12 protein-coding genes and 1 rRNA gene are annotated in these 18,380 nt (G+C 60.6%); 8 read left to right on the plus strand and 5 right to left on the minus strand.

The window, feature by feature from the left end:
• Positions 1 to 265: 265 nt before the first annotated feature.
• Positions 266 to 1,812 (minus strand): 16S ribosomal RNA (locus CYJ17_RS00925).
• A gap of 993 nt (positions 1,813 to 2,805) precedes the next feature.
• On the opposite strand from CYJ17_RS00925, the gene CYJ17_RS00930 reads away from it, so the two are divergent.
• The 3 genes from CYJ17_RS00930 to CYJ17_RS00940 all read left to right on the plus strand — a co-directional run bounded on the left by CYJ17_RS00930 (position 2,806) and on the right by CYJ17_RS00940 (position 6,447).
• The gene (locus tag CYJ17_RS00930) at positions 2,806 to 3,840 is read left to right on the plus strand and encodes a LacI family DNA-binding transcriptional regulator (RefSeq protein ID WP_087069690.1); all 1,035 of its coding nucleotides are present in this window, start codon (positions 2,806 to 2,808) and stop codon (positions 3,838 to 3,840) included.
• A gap of 168 nt (positions 3,841 to 4,008) precedes the next feature.
• Positions 4,009 to 5,430: an MFS transporter gene (locus CYJ17_RS00935; protein ID WP_087069691.1), complete on the plus strand. Its 1,422-nt coding sequence runs from the start codon at positions 4,009 to 4,011 to the stop codon at positions 5,428 to 5,430.
• A 57-nt stretch (positions 5,431 to 5,487) separates the two neighbouring features.
• On the plus strand, positions 5,488 to 6,447 hold the full coding sequence (locus CYJ17_RS00940) for a nucleoside hydrolase (protein WP_087069692.1): 960 nt from the start codon (positions 5,488 to 5,490) through the stop codon (positions 6,445 to 6,447).
• A 90-nt stretch (positions 6,448 to 6,537) separates the two neighbouring features.
• Here CYJ17_RS00940 and fucO read toward each other — a convergent pair whose 3' ends face one another.
• Positions 6,538 to 7,689: a lactaldehyde reductase gene (gene fucO / locus CYJ17_RS00945; RefSeq protein WP_087069693.1), complete on the minus strand. Its 1,152-nt coding sequence runs from the start codon at positions 7,687 to 7,689 to the stop codon at positions 6,538 to 6,540.
• A gap of 423 nt (positions 7,690 to 8,112) precedes the next feature.
• On the opposite strand from fucO, the gene rhmD reads away from it, so the two are divergent.
• From rhmD to CYJ17_RS00965, 4 genes are all read left to right on the plus strand, one after another.
• Positions 8,113 to 9,321, plus strand: coding sequence for an L-rhamnonate dehydratase (gene rhmD, locus CYJ17_RS00950; protein WP_016442323.1), 1,209 nt, complete (start codon positions 8,113 to 8,115; stop codon positions 9,319 to 9,321).
• A gap of 135 nt (positions 9,322 to 9,456) precedes the next feature.
• Positions 9,457 to 10,788, plus strand: a complete 1,332-nt coding sequence (locus CYJ17_RS00955) for an MFS transporter (RefSeq protein ID WP_101657683.1) — start codon at positions 9,457 to 9,459, stop codon at positions 10,786 to 10,788.
• The gene (locus tag CYJ17_RS00960; protein WP_196800232.1) at positions 10,781 to 11,533 is read left to right on the plus strand and encodes an HpcH/HpaI aldolase family protein; all 753 of its coding nucleotides are present in this window, start codon (positions 10,781 to 10,783) and stop codon (positions 11,531 to 11,533) included. Before CYJ17_RS00955 ends, CYJ17_RS00960 begins: the two co-directional genes overlap by 8 nt.
• 129 nt (positions 11,534 to 11,662) lie before the next feature.
• Positions 11,663 to 12,427, plus strand: a complete 765-nt coding sequence (locus CYJ17_RS00965; protein WP_087069695.1) for an IclR family transcriptional regulator — start codon at positions 11,663 to 11,665, stop codon at positions 12,425 to 12,427.
• A 95-nt stretch (positions 12,428 to 12,522) separates the two neighbouring features.
• On the opposite strand, the gene CYJ17_RS00970 is transcribed toward CYJ17_RS00965, so the two are convergent.
• Complete coding sequence (locus CYJ17_RS00970; protein ID WP_087069696.1) at positions 12,523 to 13,374, minus strand: aldo/keto reductase; 852 nt, start codon at positions 13,372 to 13,374, stop codon at positions 12,523 to 12,525.
• Between the two features lie 239 nt (positions 13,375 to 13,613).
• On the opposite strand from CYJ17_RS00970, the gene CYJ17_RS00975 reads away from it, so the two are divergent.
• Positions 13,614 to 14,330 carry a hypothetical protein gene (locus tag CYJ17_RS00975; RefSeq protein ID WP_143231789.1) on the plus strand — a complete coding sequence of 239 codons (717 nt, stop codon included), beginning with the start codon at positions 13,614 to 13,616 and terminating at the stop codon, positions 14,328 to 14,330.
• Here the strand turns inward: CYJ17_RS00975 and CYJ17_RS00980 are convergent.
• Both CYJ17_RS00980 and ppdK read right to left on the minus strand, forming a co-directional pair.
• Positions 14,236 to 15,276, minus strand: a complete 1,041-nt coding sequence (locus CYJ17_RS00980) for a hypothetical protein (protein ID WP_087069697.1) — start codon at positions 15,274 to 15,276, stop codon at positions 14,236 to 14,238. The genes CYJ17_RS00975 and CYJ17_RS00980 overlap by 95 nt on opposite strands.
• 311 nt (positions 15,277 to 15,587) lie before the next feature.
• Positions 15,588 to 18,323, minus strand: a complete 2,736-nt coding sequence (gene ppdK / locus CYJ17_RS00985; protein WP_101595777.1) for a pyruvate, phosphate dikinase — start codon at positions 18,321 to 18,323, stop codon at positions 15,588 to 15,590.
• Positions 18,324 to 18,380 lie beyond the last annotated feature (57 nt).

Below are 18,380 nucleotides of genomic sequence, written 5' to 3' on the forward strand. Positions count from 1 at the left end.
ACGCTCACTATGCGACAACCAACCACCACACCAACACCACAACCAGAAAACAAACCAACAGGCCTGCTCACTAACCGCGGGTGGTATATCGGACAGTGTCCGAATGCCTAACAGCCCGCCCAACCAATATCATCATGCGAGTAACAATGAACAACCACCACCACTCACACAAACCCTTTTTACGCGTCCCAAACAAGAAACAAAACAAAAACCAGTAAACCCCAATAGCCTACCGATACAACGTTTCTCGCTAAACAATCCTTAGAAAGGAGGTGATCCAGCCGCACCTTCCGGTACGGCTACCTTGTTACGACTTCGTCCCAATCGCCAGCCCCACCTTCGACCGCTCCCCCCAAAAAAGGTTAGGCCACGAGCTACGGGTGTTACCAACTTTCGTGACGTGACGGGCGGTGTGTACAAGGCCCGGGAACGTATTCACCGCGGCAATGCTGATCCGCGATTACTAGCGACTCCGACTTCACGAGGTCGAGTTGCAGACCCCGATCCGAACTGAGACCAGCTTTAAGGGATTCGCTCCACCTTGCGATATCGCAACCCTCTGTACCGGCCATTGTAGCATGCGTGAAGCCCAAGACATAAGGGGCATGATGATTTGACGTCATCCCCACCTTCCTCCGAGTTAACCCCGGCAGTCTCTCGTGAGTCCCCACCACAACATGCTGGCAACACGAGACAAGGGTTGCGCTCGTTGCGGGACTTAACCCAACATCTCACGACACGAGCTGACGACAACCATGCACCACCTGTACACCACCAACCAAATGCAACCACATCTCTGCAGCCCCGCGGTGTATGTCAAGCCTTGGTAAGGTTCTTCGCGTTGCATCGAATTAATCCGCATGCTCCGCCGCTTGTGCGGGCCCCCGTCAATTCCTTTGAGTTTTAGCCTTGCGGCCGTACTCCCCAGGCGGGGAACTTAATGCGTTAGCTACGGCGCAGAAAACCTGGAAAGGCCCCCCACACCTAGTTCCCAACGTTTACAGCATGGACTACCAGGGTATCTAATCCTGTTCGCTACCCATGCTTTCGCTCCTCAGCGTCAGTAATGGCCCAGTGACCTGCCTTCGCCATCGGTGTTCCTCCAGATATCTGCGCATTCCACCGCTACACCTGGAATTCCAGTCACCCCTACCACACTCAAGCCTGCCCGTACCCACTGCACGCGCGAAGTTAAGCCCCGCGTTTTCACAGCAGGCGCAACAAGCCGCCTACAAGCCCTTTACGCCCAATAATTCCGGACAACGCTCGCGCCCTACGTATTACCGCGGCTGCTGGCACGTAGTTAGCCGGCGCTTCTTCTCCACCTACCCTCAACCCACCCTAAGCGGGCCTTGTTCGATAGCGAAAGAGGTTTACAACCCGAAAGCCTTCATCCCCCACGCGGCGTCGCTGCATCAGGCTTTCGCCCATTGTGCAATATCCCCCACTGCTGCCTCCCGTAGGAGTCTGGGCCGTATCTCAGTCCCAATGTGGCCGGTCACCCTCTCAGGCCGGCTACCCGTCACCGCCTTGGTAGGCCATCACCCCACCAACAAGCTGATAGGCCGCGAGCCCATCCCCCTTCACACAAAAGCTTTCCCAACACCCCCATGCGAGAGCGCCAGAATATTCGGTATTAGACCCCGTTTCCAAGGCTTATCCCAAAAAGGAGGGCAGGTTACCCACGTATTACTCACCCGTTCGCCACTAATCCACCCAACAACCAAAGATTGCTAGGCTTCATCGTTCGACTTGCATGTGTTAAGCACGCCGCCAGCGTTCGTCCTGAGCCAGGATCAAACTCTCCACAAAAAACCGTAAGAGAGCAAGACAACATCTAGCTCAACAAAAAACAAAATAACAAGAACAAAAACACACCACCAACAGACAAACCAAACACCACATAAAAACACGGCATCTAGCCACTATCCATTAGAGTGCTAACTGTCCTTGCACACACCCACACAACACTGTCTTTCTACTAGAAAGACTAGGTCGTGTGAACAAAAATTTTCACGTAAAAAATATATTAGTCAGACACGCTATTAAGCATCCAAACACCATATCCACACCCCACACCAGCCACCAATAACCATTGACTGGCTGGCCCGGAGAGAATCATTCACGCTCAAGAAAAGCAACCCCGTTAGCCTACCACCACCCGGCCCGGTAATCAAACCGAACCTTCATGGCCTTGGCCACTCACAGGGTTTTGTTTGCCGCTCCGGGCCCTTACCGGGCTCTCGGCGACGGATAACAAGCTTACAAGCCCGACCCGCTAGACGCAAATCAAACCAGAGAGACACCCACCACACCCAGCCCAAACACCCAGAAAACCTACAAAAACACGCCCCAAACCCACGGAAGATACTTAGCAAACCAAGCATAAATCGGGCCACACAACCCCAAAACACTCAACACGTTCAAGCAAAACCGACGAATAAGTCCCACTAAAAGCGCACCGGCTCATCGTCCCCTTGACCATTCCGAACCACACACCCTTGCGCTCAACTCCGAAAGAAGGGGCGCTCAGCTCCGCTTAAGGAAATGCACGATTGCCGAAGGCTCCACGCGGTAGCCATCGTTACCGCCGAGTCGCGCATCCGCACCGAAGGCTCACGCCCGCAAAGCCCGACGTCACCATGTGCACTGCCGCACCACTTGTCCACCCCGTGCGATGTGCCGTGTCACGTTTCAAAAAGAGTTATTGACAAATTTCAACGCGCTCGTTATGTTTCCCAATAAGGAGCGGAAACGTTTCCATAAACAAAGTAGTTTTACAACCCTGCAGTGAGGCAGATACATATGCGCGACGTTACGATCCAAGATGTTGCTCGAGCCGCCAAGGTCGGTTTGGGCACTGCATCTCGCGCGCTTTCCGGAAACGGTTCGGTATCTTCTCAGACTCGGCAGCGGGTTCTCGAAGCTGCTTCGAGCCTCAATTACCGCCCCAACCGCAACGCTGCTTCTCTTCGCTCAAAGACCACGGGTACCGTTGCTCTTCTCGTCCCCGATATTCGCAATCCATTCTTCACAGAACTGACGTATTGGTTTGAGACTGCGATGCGCGCGAAAGGCTCGACCGTCCTTATCGGTAGCGCAGGTGAAGATCACGCGCAAGAAAATGACTTCCTCGCTCAAATCATGGCGCAGCGCGTGGATGGAATTGTTATTTCTCCGCAGAGTGAAGACGATACCGTCATTCGGCAAGTCATCGAGGCCGATATTCCTCTTGTCCTTATCGACCGCCCCCTCAAACAGCTTTCGGTTCCCGTGATTTCCTCGCGTCCGGAACCCGGAATGACGGAGGCGGTGCAGAACCTCGCCTCGCACGGTCATACGTGCATCGGTTACCTCGGAGGACCCCAATCACTACCAATTGCGCGTGACCGTTACGCAGCATTTTTGGAGGCCCTTAACGAGCACGGCCTTCCAGGCACCACGCACTTCGTTGAGTGGGGAAACTTTAGCAGAGATGCCGGGAAAATAGGGACACAAGCGCTCCTAAAACGTGGAGTAACAGCGATTCTGGCAGCTAACGGGCAGCTCGGAACCGGAGTCCTTGAGCACTGCGCCTCAAGCAACCAAGCAATCGGCCCCGATCTCTCGCTTATCGTTTTCGACGATTACGAGTACTTCCGTTTCATTTCCCCGTCCGTATCTGTCATTGCGCAAGATATCGAAGGAATGGGACGAATCGCCGCCGATGCACTCGTTGATTGCATCGCGGGAAAAACAGCGCCGGATACCTATCTCCCGACAGTGTTCATCAAACGCGATTCGCTGCGCTATGCCCCTCCAGATATGAAAGAAAACCGAAAGGGGGACTCGCTTCATTAATCCACGCACACATGTCCACGAAAGATTCCCCTTACCTACTTACGACCAACATACTTTCCCCGCGCTTTGGAGCACCCGAAACGCACCACATTAGCGGCAATGTAGCCGCTCTCAGGCAGTACCAACTGCCCCGTTTTGCGGCAACGCCGCAGCAGAACAGGAGATGTCATGACATCAACAAATAAAACGGACGCGCCACAGTCGGCAGCGCAACCGGTCGAACGTGAAGACAAATACAGGGGCCTCGCCCTCGCGGGTCTCATGTTTACCCTGATCGTCGCAGTGCTGTCCTATCAGCTCAATGCGAGCATGGTGACACCGGCCCTGCCCGCTATCGGGCGCGACTTCGTGATCGATGAATCCACGGTTTCACTCGTTTCGAGTCTCTTCTTCTTGGCTGGCGCCGTCGCCGGAATTATCTTGACCCGTTGGAGTGACTTCGTCGGGCGTAAGAGGATGCTCATTTACGTCCTCATTATTTTGTTCATCGGAACACTGGTCTGCGTCTTCGCTCCGTCATTCCCCATTTTCATGGTGGGGCGCGTTATCCAGGGCGTTTCCGGCGCCGTATTCCAGCTGACCTACATGATTCTGAGCGAATCGGTTTCTGCCAAGACCTTCGGCACCATGATGGGTATCATCACGGCTGTCAACGGCGGCGTTGGCGGCCTCGACGGCTGGTTCGGTGGTCTCCTGACCAACGCTTTCGGATTCCGCTCCATTTTCATCGTGATCGCAGCACTCGTCCTCGTTGCCATCATCCTCACGGGACGCGGCATTTCCCAGCACGCGAATGATGCGGCCACCGGAAAGATGGATTGGTGGGGTGGCGCAACCCTGTCCCTCGGACTCATTTTCCTGACCTACTACGTGAACTACGGCGGTTCCGACGGTTGGTTCGCGCCGATTAGCCTCGGCTTCCTCGCAGGGACGGTCATCTGCTTCATCGGTTTCTACTTCGTCGAGCGCAAGGTCGATTCTCCCCTCTTCGCTATTGAGCATCTTGCTTCGCGTCACTGCTGGCCGCTCATTGCCACGACGCTGCTGTCCCTGTCCTCCGTTTTCGCGGTTATCAACTTCACCGTTGCCATGTTCAGCCAGAACCCCGAAGTTGGCTTCGGCCTCGATGCGGGTAAGGCCGCGCTGCTCTTCCTCACACCGCCGGCGATGATTGGTCTTGCCGCTGCTCCTCTGTCGGGTTGGCTCGCGAGCAAGATTGGCTGGCTGCAGGTTCTGCGGGGCGGTTTGATCATCTCCATCATTTCCATCGGAGGGATCTGGCTCTGCCTCGATAACCAATGGGCAGTCTTTGCGTTCATTGCCGTCCTGGGAATCAGCTACAACGGCATGATCCTCACAACGATCAACGGCCTGGGCGTTCTGCTGGCCCCGCCGGAAGCTCCCGGATCCCTACCCGGACTCAACGGCGCAGCATTCGGCGTGGGCGCCAGCCTCGGTATCGGTCTCGTGGCTCCGTTTATCGGAACTTTCGCGGGTTACCGTACGGCGCTCATCGTTTCCCTCGGAATTGCCGTTCTTGCCCTCGTAACCGCGTGCATCCTCAAGCCGCGCGAAGGCCAGAAGATTTAGCCCAAAGCTCGCAGTCAGCGACGGTGCTGACTGGTTCCAACAGTAAAGGAGAACAAAATGACATCCACAATACGCCCGCTGTATTTTGATTGTGACACCGGCATCGACGATTCGATGGCTCTGGTGTACCTGGCAAAAGCACCTGAGATTTCTCTTGTCGGCGTAGGCACGGTTTCAGGTAATACAAATTGCGAGCAAGCCGCCGAAAATACACTGAGCATTCTCGAGGCAATGGGCCGCACCGATGTCCCGGTTGCCGTGGGCTCTCACGATTTCCTCACGTCAAAGTACACCTGGGTTCCCACCCACATTCACGGCGATAATGGAATCGGAAATGTTGAGCTGCCCACCGCGCAGCGGCGCCCCGAAGCGGAAAGCGCATCAGATATGCTGCTCCGGCTATCACACGAATATGCCGGTGAGCTAGAAGTTGTCGCGGTAGGTCCCTCGACCAATCTTGCCCTCGCGCTTCAGAAGGATCCGGAACTGGCTACCCGAGTCAAGCGAGTGGTCTTGATGGGCGGTGCCGCTCGCGAAGTTGGCAACGCGTCCGTTGTTGCGGAGGCCAATGTTTTCAACGATCCGGAAGCAGCCCAGACTGTTATGGCCGCTCCCTGGGAGCAGGTGTGGGTACCCCTTGATGTCACTCTCGCCAATATTCTCGAAGAGGAACATCGCGCACGTCTCCTTGCTTCACCTAAACGCGAAGCTCAAATTGTCGGAGAAGCACTCGACGTTTACTTCAACTTCTACCTTCCGGAATACGGCCGCCGCTGCTCGGCTCTCCACGATCCGCTTGCAGCCGCTGTGGCTGTCGGGGCAATCAAGCCAACCATCTGGCCGGTGGTGGAGGCCGAGGTGGACATCACCGATGGTCCCGGGCGCGGGCAATCGCTTTTCGATCTGCGCTTGAAACCGCGTAATGGATGGCAGGATACTCCTGGTGGCCACATCCGTGTGGTTCTGGAAGTGGAGAAGTCATTCCCCGATCATCTGACGGAGCGCCTCAGCGCTTAAATCGGCTGTAAATATAGGGTGGCGCCGCGTTTTCCCACGTAGGGTAAGCGCGGCGCCACTTATTCATTTACAGCCAGGCTGCACTACCTCTTAGAGCAAGGAGGCGTAGAGCGCGCGGATGTCTTCCTTGGTGGCCTTGCGGGGGTTGCCCGGGGTGCACACGTCGTTGAAGGCGTCCTCGGCCAGGGCGTCGAGGCCGGATTCGTCCACGCCCACCGCGGAGATCGTGGTGGGGTTACCCAGGTCCTCAACCAGCTGCTTGACCGCGTCCACCGCGTAGGTACGCGCGTCTTCTAGCGCGACGTCGTACGAATCCTTCATGCCGAAGGCATGCGCAATATCGCGGTACTTTTCACCGGTGTACTCGGCGTTGAACTTCATGACGGCCGGCAACAGGATACCGTTGGCCACGCCGTGCGGCGCGTCGTAACGCCCACCGAGCGGGTGCGCCATGCCGTGCACCAGGCCCAGGCCCACATTGGAGTAGCCCATGCCCGCGATGTAGGAGGCGTAACCCATCTGCTCCACGGCGTCGGTATCACCGTCGGCAGCCTTGCGCAGGTTCTTCGCGATCATCTGGATCGCCTTGAGGTGAACCGCGTCCGAAAGCTCCCAGGCACCCGGGGTGATGTAGCCTTCGATGGCGTGGGTGAGGGCATCGAGCCCGGTCGCCACCTTGAGGGAGCGCGGCATGCCGTCCATAAGATCCGGATCCACAATGGCGAGCACCGGAATATCGTGTTCGTCCACGCACACAAACTTGCGGTGCTTCTCGGTATCGGTAATCACGTAGTTAATGGTGGTTTCCGAAGCGGTACCGGCGGTGGTGGGAATACCGATAATCGGCACGGAGGGGTTCTTGGTGTCCGCCACGCCCTCGAGGGAAAGAACATCGGAGAATTCGGGGTTCGCACCGATAATGCCGATGGCCTTCGCGGTGTCCTGCGGGGACCCGCCGCCCAGGCCGATGAGCACATCCGCGCCGGAATCCTTGAGTGCCTGCACGCCGGCCTTCACATTTTCGACGGGCGGGTTCGGAACGACGTCGTCGAAAATCTCGTAAGCAAAATCGGCCTCATCCAAACGCTTCGTCACTAGGTCCACGGTCCCGGCCTGGCGCACGCCCTTGTCGGTGATGATGAGGACTTTCTTGAAGCCGCGGCGATGCAGCTCGGGGACCAGCTGGTCGAGCGCACCGCGCCCGAAGTACGAGGTTTGGTTGAGGATCATGCGATTAACCATGGCAACTCCTTATGTCGAATATTCGTAGCAACTGCGCCACTTTCCTGACATGGAACATTGTTCCATTTTTTTGACCCCCGCCCTATGACGTAAGGCCCGACGCGGAAAGATCGCCGGGGCCATGGCGATATTTTCCCGCCCAATCCGCGAGCTGCCGGGCCGGGAAGGCTTTACTCTCCCCGGCTTTCATTTTAGACTGGCCGTGTCAGAATCCCAACTATTAACATTCCATCCCACTAAATGGGATTGGATGCGTTGCGGTGGAGATGCGCGCGGCGCGTTTTCGCACACGCGGAACGGCCGCACGGTATCGCGTACGGAACGACTGCTTGCGGTCACGCACGCGGAACGACGGCGCAGCTACCCCGCAACACCCTCTCAACAATCACATAGCACTCACACATAGACGCAAAGGAGCATCTCATGTCATTGCCAACTATCAAGCACGTGCGCGCCTTCTTCATGGGCGGCGCCACCGCCAAGAATAAGGGCCAGGGCGGCGGCGACTATCACGACCAGGGCGGCGGGCACTGGATCGATGACCATATCGCCACCCCGATGTCCAAGTACAAGGAATACGAACAATCCCGCCAGTCCTTCGGAATCAATGTGCTGGGCACCTTGGTGGTAGAAGTGGAGGCCAGCGACGGCACCACCGGCTTCGCCATCTCCACGGCCGGCGAAATCGGCTGCTTCATCGTGGAAAACCACCTCAGCCGCTTTATCGAAGGCAAGCGCGTGGATGATATCAAGCTCATCCACGACCAGATGATCAACTCCACGCACTATTACTCCGGTGGCGGCGGCGTGGTTATGAATACCATCTCCTGCGTGGACCTGGCCCTGTGGGATCTCTTCGGGAAGGTGCTCGGCCAGCCGGTGTACTCGCTGCTGGGCGGGGCGGTTCGCGATGAAATCAAGTTCTACGCCACCGGTTCGCGCCCGGACCTGGCCAAGGAAATGGGCTTCATCGGCGGGAAAATGCCTACCCAGTGGGGCCCGCACGATGGCGATGCCGGCATCCGCCGCGAAGTGGAGCGCATCAAGGATATGCGCGAGAAGGTGGGCCCGGACTTCTGGCTCATGTGGGATTGCTGGATGAGCCAGGACGTTAATTACGCCGTCAAGCTTGCCCACGCCTGCGCTCCCTACAACCTCAAGTGGATCGAGGAATCCTTCCCGGCCGCGCAATACGATAATTACGCCGAGCTCAAGCGCCAGGTCCCGGCCGGCGTGATGGTCTCCACCGGCGAACACCACGGCAACCTCGCCGCTTTCCGCACTCTCTCCGAAACCGGCATCGATATTATGCAGCCGGACGTGGGCTGGTGCGGCGGTATTACCACCCTCCTCGAGATCGCAGCCATCGCGAAGTCGCGCGGCCAGCTGGTGGTCCCGCACGGCTCCTCCGTGTACTCGCACCACGCCGTTATTACCTTCACGAATACGCCGTTCAGCGAGTTCCTCATGACCAGCCCGAAGGCGGATACTATCCGCCCGCAATTCGACCCCATCCTCCTGGGCGAACCGGTCCCCGAAAATGGCCGCATCTCCAAGGAAACCCTGACGAAGCCCGGATTCGGCGTCGAACTCAATCGCGATATCGCGCTGGAACGCCCCTATACGCACTAAATCCGGCCGCCGGTCACGCCGGTCACGCCATCCGCGCCGGTCACGCTAGTCAGGCGGCCGGCGCGGATGCCGCAATCTTTGCGCAGCCGCTAGTCACGCGGACTCGCGCATCCACGCATACGAAAAGGAGAAATTATGACAGCCTCTTCGCCATCTCCCGGTACCGCCGCCCGCGAAGCAACCCTGAATATCGCGGTGCGCAAGGCACGTCGTCGCCTTGTTCCCTTCATGATGTTGCTCTACGTGCTCGCCTTCCTGGACCGTTCCAATATCGGGTACGCCCAGCAGGAGTACATGCTGGACACCGGCATCGGTGAAGCCACCTTCGCGCTCGGCGCGGGAATCTTCTTCGTGCTCTACGCTTTCCTCGGCGCCCCCGCGAATCTCATGATGCGCAAAATCGGGGCGCAGAAATGGATCGGTTCCATCGCGGTGGCCTGGGGTCTGGTATCCGCCTGCATGGCTTTTGCCGATACCCCGGCGAAATTCCTCACCGTTCGCCTGCTGCTGGGCGTGGTGGAGGCCGGCTTCTTCCCCGGCATGATCTACCTCGCCTCCATTTTCTTCCCCGCGAAACCGCGCGCTTATGTGATGGGCCTCTTCTACCTGGGGGCGCCCCTCGCCCTGGCGCTCGGTTCGCCGCTTTCCGGTGCGCTCTTGCAGATGCACGGCTTCCTCGGTTTTCCGGGGTGGTTCTGGATGTTCCTCATTGAGGGCCTGCTCGCCGCGGTTGTTGGGTGCCTCGCTTTCTTCTATTTCGACGACGGACCGCGCTCTGCCAAGTTCCTGACTCCGGACGAGCGAATTGTCCTGGCCGAAGCGGTGGAAGGTGAAGATTCCGGTTCCGGGGTGAAGTCCACCCTCAAGGATGCCTTCACGAATGCCCGGGTGTGGACGCTCGCCATGGCTTACTTCGCCATCCAGGTGGCGGTGTACGGCGTCGTCTTCTATATCCCCACACAGGTGGCGCGCCTGCTGGGCGAATCGGTGGGCTTCAAGGTGTCCCTCGTCGTCGCCATTCCGTGGGTGGTCTCCCTTATCGGTACCTGGTGGTTCTCCAAGAACGCCACCACCCCGGATCGGCAGCGGATCTGGTCGGCCGGGCTGCTGCTGGCCGCCGGGCTGGCCCTCGGGCTTTCGGCGCACGCCACCCCGATTCTCGCGATCGCGGCGCTGTGCATCGTGGCCACCGGCGTGATTGCCTGCCAGCCGCTCTTCTGGACGATGCCCACGAATCTGCTGGCCGGGGCCGCCCTAGCCGCAGGTATTGGTTTCATCAATACCTGGGGTGCGGTTGGTGGTTTTGTGGCACCGAATCTGCGAGTATGGTTCAACGAACTCTTTGATACCCACCAGTCGAGCGTGGCGGGACTCTGGGCGGTTGCAGCGGTGGCAATCCTCGGTTCCTTCATTATCGTCGCTCTCAAGAATCGAAAGGACGTTGGTATTGAAAGCGACGTTGCCTAAAAACCAGTTCAAAGCAGAGTTTGCGGCCTCCCCGCAGCGGGCGCGCCGTGGAATCTGGATGACGATGGCTTCGGCCACGTCGGCGGAAATCTGCGCCGGTTCGGGTGCTGATTGGCTGCTATTCGACGGCGAACACGCGCCCTACACGGTGGCCTCCCTGCTGGATCAGCTGCGGGCGGCCTCCGGGTATCCCATGCCCCTCATTGTGCGACCGGTGGAAACCACCCCGGCGCATATTAAACAGGTGCTGGATCTGGGGGCGCAGAACCTGCTGCTGCCCATGGTGGATACCCCGGAACAGGCCCGCGCGGCCATGCGTGCGGTGCGCTACGCCCCGCGCGGGATCCGCGGGGTGGGAGCATCGGTGGCGCGCGCCGGGAATTGGGGCCGCTACACCTCCTATATGGAGGAAGCCGAAGCGGAGCTGTTCGTGCTGCTGCAAATCGAATCCCGAGAGGCGCTCTCCCACCTGGATGAGCTGCTTGAGGTGGAGGGGCCCGATGGTTTCTTCATCGGGCCGGCCGATCTGGGGGCTTCGCTGGGCAATCCGCCCGCGGAGGAATTGCATGCGATTGTGTGCGATGCGCTGGCAAAAATCCGGGCGGCCGGGCTGGTGGCCGGCTCCCTCGCTTTCGATGATGCGGTAGCCGAACAGTATATTGCCGCGGGCGCGAATTTCATCGCGACCACGGCGGATTCCACTCTGCTGGTGGAGGCACTCGCCGCGAAATTCCCGGAGCGGTAATTACCCCGCGTACCCGCGTGCTCACGCACCCGCGTACTCATGTGCCCGCGTGCCCGCGTACCGAATTACCCCTCCGACCCAGCTCCGGTACCAGGTTCCCAACTATTGGGAACCTGGTACCGTTTGTATATGACATCCGAAGATATCCCTGGCACGCAGACACTCCGCCACGGTCTTCTTGTTCTCCGTGCCGTCGCCACAGGGGCTCGGAACCTCAGCGAGGTCACCGCAGCAACCGGCCTGAGCCGCTCGAAGGCGCACCGGCTCCTCCAGGCCCTGCGCCAGGAACGCTTCCTACGCACCGATGAAACCGGCACGTATTTCCTGGGGGCTTCCCTCATTGAACTGGGTTTCCAGGCTCTCGATAATATTTCTTTGGTCGGGATCGCCTCCCCGTTGCTCTCCCAGCTTTCCGAGGACACCCTCGACACCGTGCACCTGGGCACCGAGCTGGAAGGCGAAGCCCTCTACCTCCTCAAATTCCCCGGGCATCGCGGTATTGAGGTGCGCTCCCAGGTGGGCACCCGCCGACCCATCACCCGCACCGGGCTGGGCCGTTCCCTCATTCTTGACAGCCCTGAGCGCTGGGAGAGCCTCTACCGGGCGGATCGCGAGCGGGTGCGGGATACTCCCCCGCCGGAAACCCTGGAGGAATTCACCGCCGCGATGGAAAAATACTCCCGCAATGGCTATTCGGAGGATTGGGAGATCAGCGAGCCGGGAATTCGCTGCGTGGCCGCGCCGATCCGCAATGCCTCCGGAAATATTGCGGCCTCGATTAGCGTCTCCAGCGCGGTTATTTATATGGGGAAGGCGCGGATGCGGGAACTAGCGGCGGCGGTTACGGCAACCGCCGCGGAGATTTCCCGCCAGATCGGTTACGGCGCGGTGTAGCTGCGGGTTACCGTGCGTGGCTTTTAAGCACGACGACGACGCGTCCCCGCGGCGCGCGGGCGCGCCGCGGCGCCGTCGTACCACCTGGAGCGAGGCTATTCCACATCGAGGGGGACTCGGAAGCGCGGGGCCGGGAAGGCGGCGTCCAGGCGCGCGAGCTGGTCGGCGCTCAGCTCGAGGCGCGCGGCCTCCAAGTTTTCCCGCATATGTGTGAGTTTGCCGGTGCGCGGAATCGCGATGGCGTTGCCCTGCGCCAGTACCCAGGCGAGCAGCACCTGGAAAGGGCTGATGCCCAGTTCGCGGGCGACCTCGGTGAGGGCCGGGTTGGTGACCAGGCCGTTGCGGAGGGTCCCGGCTTGGACGAGCGGGCAGTAGGCGATGAGGGCCACGCCGCGGCGCTCCATGAGGCCGCGCAGCTCCACTTCGATTCCGCGCGAGCCGAGGTGGTAGAGCACCTCGTTGGCCTGGCAGTTGGCGCCGCCGGGCACCGCGGCCAGCTCCTGCATATCTTCCACGTCGAAATTAGAGACGCCCCAGCTGCGGATTTTCCCGCTGCCGCGCAGGCGCTCGAGCTCCGCCACGGTTTCGGCCAGCGGGGTGCCGCCGCGCCAGTGGTAGAGGTACATATCAACGTAGTCGGTGCCGAGGCGCTCGAGGCTGGCGTCGAGCGCGGCCTCCATGCGGTGGCGCGAGGCGTTGGAGGGCAGCACTTTGGTGATGAGGTAGAGCGATTCGCGCGGGAAGGGCGTGATTGCTTCGCCCACGAGTTCTTCCGAGCGCCCGCTGCCGTACATTTCCGCGGTGTCGATGAGGTGCGCCCCGCCTTCGATTCCGCAGCGCAGCGCCGCGATTTCTTCCTGCCGGCTCGCCGGGTTATCGCCGAGGAACCAGGTGCCCAGCCCGAGGGCCGGCACGGTATCGCCGTTCGCCAAGGTGATGTTGTGCATGGATATCGTTCCTCTCGTGGTTGTTCTACGCTCCAGCGTGCCACGAGGCGGCCCGAGCCGCAAAGCAACCGCGGATCTGAGCCACCCGAGCCGTTCGAGCCACCCGAGCCGTTCGAGCCACCCGAGCCACCCGAGCCGTTCGAGCCGTTCGGGCCGCAAAGTGTGCGTCAGGAACATTAAAGGCGCGAAAAACTGTCAGCCACGTACACTTTGCACATGCGTCGAGTGAAGGGATAGCCATGGTTCGTGTTTCTCCGGATCCGGATTGGACGCCGGTGCCTTTCCGCCAGTCGTGGAGCGGGCACCTCATTGCCGGCACGCTGACCGCGATAGGTATTGTGATTGCTCTGGCGTTGAGCCGGTTGTTCCTCCCTCATCAGGTGAATTTTTTCGCTCTGCTGCTCATTGTTGTGCTCAGCACCGTGGCTGTTGAATTCCTTTCGACTATCCCTCACCTGTGGCAACAGCAAAGGTTCCATCACCCCCACCCGGGAGGATGGCTTCCTCCGCTGTGCCGGATTGTATTCTTCGCAGGGGTCTATTTTCTTGTCACGCTGGCACTGACGTGGGACTCCCGGCAGGCACTCATCTGTGGCGGTGTGGCTACCGCGGTCGTACTTATCGAGGTGTTCGGATTACGGGAATGGCAATCCGGCTTGACCACAGCGGAGGAGAGAGAAGCCACCCTGAAGGCAAAGAAAGCGCTTGAGGAAATAGCCATCGAGGCGCGTATCGAGCGGCGGGAGAAAGCTCGGCGCAGAGCGGAGGAGCGCCGCAAGCGGCTTGGTTTACCGGAGGACACCAGTCCGATTATTACGGTCAAGCCGGGCGGCTTCGAATTCCGGCCGCACCGCGTGAACTTTATTCCGCCGCGCGCCGAGCCCGACGCCGCGGGGCAGCCTGATGATCAGCCTGATGATCGCTCCGATGAACGCCCTCAAGCTGTGCAGGATTAGCGGCGCGGTGCGCCGAGCTGTGCACGGATGTAGTGGCCGCAGCGGAGGTATGCGCGGCGCGGCGGCCGCGAATTTCCTGCCAAATATTGCGGCTGCGTGCAGCGCTCTCGGTACCCGGCTGGGCGGCCCGGCTTCCGCGCCGCCGCGGCCGCTCCGCAACAGCTTCCGGCGCTTCGGGTGTTTCGGCTAGGGGCTCAGCTTCGGCGGCAGAGTCCGTCTCGACAGCTTCAGCCGCTTCGGCTGCCTCGCTTGCTTCCGCTGCCGCTGCGGGCGCCGCCTCAACCACCTCGGTTACTTCAACCGCTTCAGCCTTTTCGGTTGCCTCCGCTTCAGCAGCTTCGCCCGCTTCCGCCGCCACATCCAGCACCGGCACCCCGGCTGCCGGCCCGAGTGCGGTGGCGCGCTGGAGGCGGACTTCGTCCACAGAAAGCAAAATCCCAGCCGCCCGCTCCAGGATGGTCACCTGCCAGACCTGCACCCCGGCTCCGGCCAGGGCCCGCACGGCATCGGTAATATCCGGATCGATAGCAAAAGCAAAGATGCTCAGGCGCGGGGCCGGTTCCGGAATGGGCGGATTGACGGCGGTAAACTCCTGCCAGGCGGAGGAAAAATCGTGAGGCCCGCCCGGGAAAAGCCGGGTAATTTCGCGCCGGTCTAAAGTGGCGTGCTGAGCGGAACGAGCGAGGGCCGCGAGGAGCGCTGCGCCGTCGAGAATATCAATAATATCGACGCTAATAATGTTCCCGGTGGCATCCAAAGCAACCAGAGAAGCGGTGCCGCGCTCCCCTTCCGGGCGCGTCCACGCTACCTGGAAGGCCGGGAAATCGAGGAACTCCGCAATCTGGGCACGCAGCGCTTCGGCAACGGAGGCGCGGGTTTCTTCCGGAAGATCCGCGGGAGGCGCCGCGCGATGAAATTGCCCGCCACGTAATGAGAAAACGCCCACGAGATACCATCTCCGATACTGCTTACCGCACCAACCTGCCTACCCAAGCCTATCCTAGGCGAGGTACCTGAGAATTGACTGCACCGCGCTTTCTTGTACGACGGCGCCCGCGTCTCCGGGTGCTTGCGCCACCGTGCCCGAACGGCCCCGGTGGCCCGGTGCGGCTACGCCACCAGATGCCGAGCGGCCGGGTGGAAACCAGCTCCGTGAAGAGCTCGGTTCCCGCCCGGCCGCTGTGCAGTGCTAGCCGTGTTTAGCCAGCATTTGCGTGCCTAGCTAGCGATTACGCGGCTACGCGCAATACGCAAGCGCTACGCCGTCGCGCCGGCTCCGGACTCCTGCCCCTTGGCCATAACGGCCGCGCGCCCGGCCTCCAGGCGTGCCACCGGCACCCGGAACGGGGAGCAGGACACGTAATCCAAACCGACGGAGTCGAAGAAGTGCACCGAGGCGGGATCACCGCCGTGCTCGCCGCAGATGCCCACGGTGAGGTTCGGGTTGCCCTTCCGGCCGCGTTCGGTACCCATGCGCACCAGCTCGCCCACGCCTTCGCGGTCGATGGTCTCGAAGGGCGAGGTGTCAAAGATCCCTTCCGCCATATAGGTCGGAATGAATTCGTGTTCGACGTCGTCCCGCGAGAAGCCCCACGTGGTCTGAGTCAGGTCATTGGTGCCGAAGGAGAAGAATTCGGAATCTTCGGCGATCTTCTCCGCGATAATCGCCGCGCGTGGCAGCTCGATCATATTGCCGATCGCGATGTCCAGGTCGTAGCCGGATTCGCGTTCCACATCGGCGATGATCTTGCGGGCGCGGTCCGCAACCAGGCGGAATTCCTTATCCGAACCGATGAGCGGGATCATGATTTCCGGATGCGGATCCAGGCCACGCTTGCGGCAGGCCACCGCGGCTTCGGCCACCGCCCGCACCTGGAGATCCACGAAACCGGGGATCTGGATGGACAGGCGCACCCCGCGCAGGCCCAGCATCGGGTTATCTTCGTGGCGTTCGGTTGCCGCCCGCAGCAGGGTGCGGGTGTGTTCGGGCACCTGCTGGCCGCGGGCTTCCATGGTGGCTACCTCAACCGCCAGCTTCGTCATATCCGGGAGGAATTCGTGCAGCGGCGGGTCGATGAGGCGCACCACTACCGGCAGCCCGTCCATCGCCTCGAAAATACCTTCGAAGTCACCGCGCTGGAGCGGCATGAGCGCACCCAGGGCGGCCTCCTGCAACTCCGGGGTGGCCGCGAGGATCACGTGCTCGATGAGTTCGCGCCGCTCGCCCAAGAACATATGCTCGGTGCGGCACAGGCCGATCCCCTGCGCCCCGAATTCGCGAGCGCGCGCGGCATCTTCCGGATTATCGGCGTTGGCTCGCACGTGCATGCGCGCCGACTTATCCGCCTGGGTGAGGATGCGATCCACGGAACGCACCAGTTCGCAGGTGTCCACATCATCGCCGGCGGCTTCCAGCGCGGCTTCCAGGCCCTGGGAAACATAGATCATGACCGGGGAATCTTCCACCGGCACCGCCCCGAAGAACACTTCCCCGGTGGTGCCGTCAATGGAGATCACATCCCCGGCGCGCAGCGTCTGCCCGGTGGACTTGATGAAGACCGTGCCGGCCTTTTCTTCCACAAGCAGATCCTCCGCGCCCACCACGCAGGTGCGGCCCATCCCGCGGGCCACCACCGCGGCGTGCGAAGTTTTCCCGCCGCGCGCGGTGAGCACGCCGGCGGCCACCACCATGCCGGGCAGGTCATCCGGGTTGGTTTCGCGGCGCACCAGAATCACCTTGGCGCCTTCCGCGGCGCGTGCCTCCGCCTGCTCGTTACTGAACACCACTTCGCCCACGGCCGCACCCGGGGAGGCCGCCATGGCCTTGGTGATGAGGGTGCGCTGCGCATCGCGCTGGAACTGCGGAAAGAGCAGCGAGGTGAGCTGTTCGCCGGTGGTGCGGGTGATCGCTTCTTCCGCGCTGATGAGCCCTTCGTCTACCAGCTGGGTGGCCACCCGGAAGGCCGCGGCGGCGGTGCGCTTCCCCACGCGGGTTTGCAGCATCCACAGCTTGCCTTCCTGGATGGTGAACTCAATATCGCACAGGTCCCGGTAGTGGTTTTCCAGGCGCTTCATGATGTCCATGAGCTCGTTGTAGGAAACCGGATCCAGCTGCTCAAGATCCTTGAGGGAGAGGGTATTGCGGATACCGGCCACTACGTCTTCACCCTGGGCATTGACCAGGTAGTCGCCGTACACCCCGGAATGCCCGGTGGAAGGATCGCGGGTGAAGGCCACCCCGGTGCCGGACTTCTCCCCCATATTGCCGAAGACCATCGTGCAAATATTGACGGCGGTACCCAGGTCATCCGGGATGTGTTCGCGCCGGCGGTAGATGCGGGCACGTTCGGTGTTCCAGGAGCGGAACACCGCAGTGATCGCGAGGTTCATTTGCCGGCGCGGGTTCTGCGGGAAGGGATACCCGGTGGCGCGCCGCACGATTCCCTTGAATTGTTCGACCAGCTCTTGCAGGTCCGCCGTCGTCATATCAAGATCGCCGCTGTAACCTTTTGCCTTTTGGAGGGCGTGCAGGGCATCTGAGAAGAAATCTCCGTCGATATCGAGCACGGTCCGGGCGAACATTTGGATGAGGCGCCGGTAGGAATCCCAGGCGAAACGTTCGTTGCCGGATTGCGCCGCCAGGCCCTTGACCGATTCATCATTGAGGCCAATATTGAGCACGGTTTCCATCATGCCGGGCATGGAGAACTTCGCGCCCGAACGCACCGAGAGCAGCAGCGGATCCTCCGGATCGCCAAGTTTCTTGCCCATCTGCTCTTCCACGGCTTCTAGGTGGCGCGTCACCTCCGCTTCGAGTTCTTCGGGTTCCTGCCCGTTACTCAGGTAGTAGCGGCAGGCTTCGGTGGTGATGGTGAAACCGGGTGGGACAGGCAAATCCATGTGGACCATCTCAGCCAGGTTAGCTCCCTTGCCGCCGAGCAGGTCCTTCATGTCCTTGTTGCCCTCGGTAAATGCGTATACGAACTTTGTCATATCGTCCTCCGTGGGGATTCACACGCGCATAAGTGCGCGGAGCGGCCCCTTCGCCGC

It is taken from the genome of Actinotignum timonense (assembly GCF_002860685.3).
Taxonomy (GTDB): Bacteria; Actinomycetota; Actinomycetes; order Actinomycetales; family Actinomycetaceae; genus Actinotignum; species Actinotignum timonense.

Excerpts from the sequence above, each read along its gene's own strand:
- CYJ17_RS00930 (WP_087069690.1), top strand. The coding sequence starts at position 2,806 with ATGCGCGACGTTACGATCCAAGATGTTGCTCGAGCCGCCAAGGTCGGT.
- CYJ17_RS00935 (WP_087069691.1), top strand. The coding sequence starts at position 4,009 with ATGACATCAACAAATAAAACGGACGCGCCACAGTCGGCAGCGCAACCG.
- CYJ17_RS00940 (WP_087069692.1), top strand. The coding sequence starts at position 5,488 with ATGACATCCACAATACGCCCGCTGTATTTTGATTGTGACACCGGCATC.
- fucO (WP_087069693.1), bottom strand. The coding sequence starts at position 7,689 with ATGGTTAATCGCATGATCCTCAACCAAACCTCGTACTTCGGGCGCGGT.
- rhmD (WP_016442323.1), top strand. The coding sequence starts at position 8,113 with ATGTCATTGCCAACTATCAAGCACGTGCGCGCCTTCTTCATGGGCGGC.
- CYJ17_RS00955 (WP_101657683.1), top strand. The coding sequence starts at position 9,457 with ATGACAGCCTCTTCGCCATCTCCCGGTACCGCCGCCCGCGAAGCAACC.
- CYJ17_RS00965 (WP_087069695.1), top strand. The coding sequence starts at position 11,663 with ATGACATCCGAAGATATCCCTGGCACGCAGACACTCCGCCACGGTCTT.
- CYJ17_RS00970 (WP_087069696.1), bottom strand. The coding sequence starts at position 13,374 with ATGCACAACATCACCTTGGCGAACGGCGATACCGTGCCGGCCCTCGGG.
- CYJ17_RS00975 (WP_143231789.1), top strand. The coding sequence starts at position 13,614 with ATGGTTCGTGTTTCTCCGGATCCGGATTGGACGCCGGTGCCTTTCCGC.
- ppdK (WP_101595777.1), bottom strand. The coding sequence starts at position 18,323 with ATGACAAAGTTCGTATACGCATTTACCGAGGGCAACAAGGACATGAAG.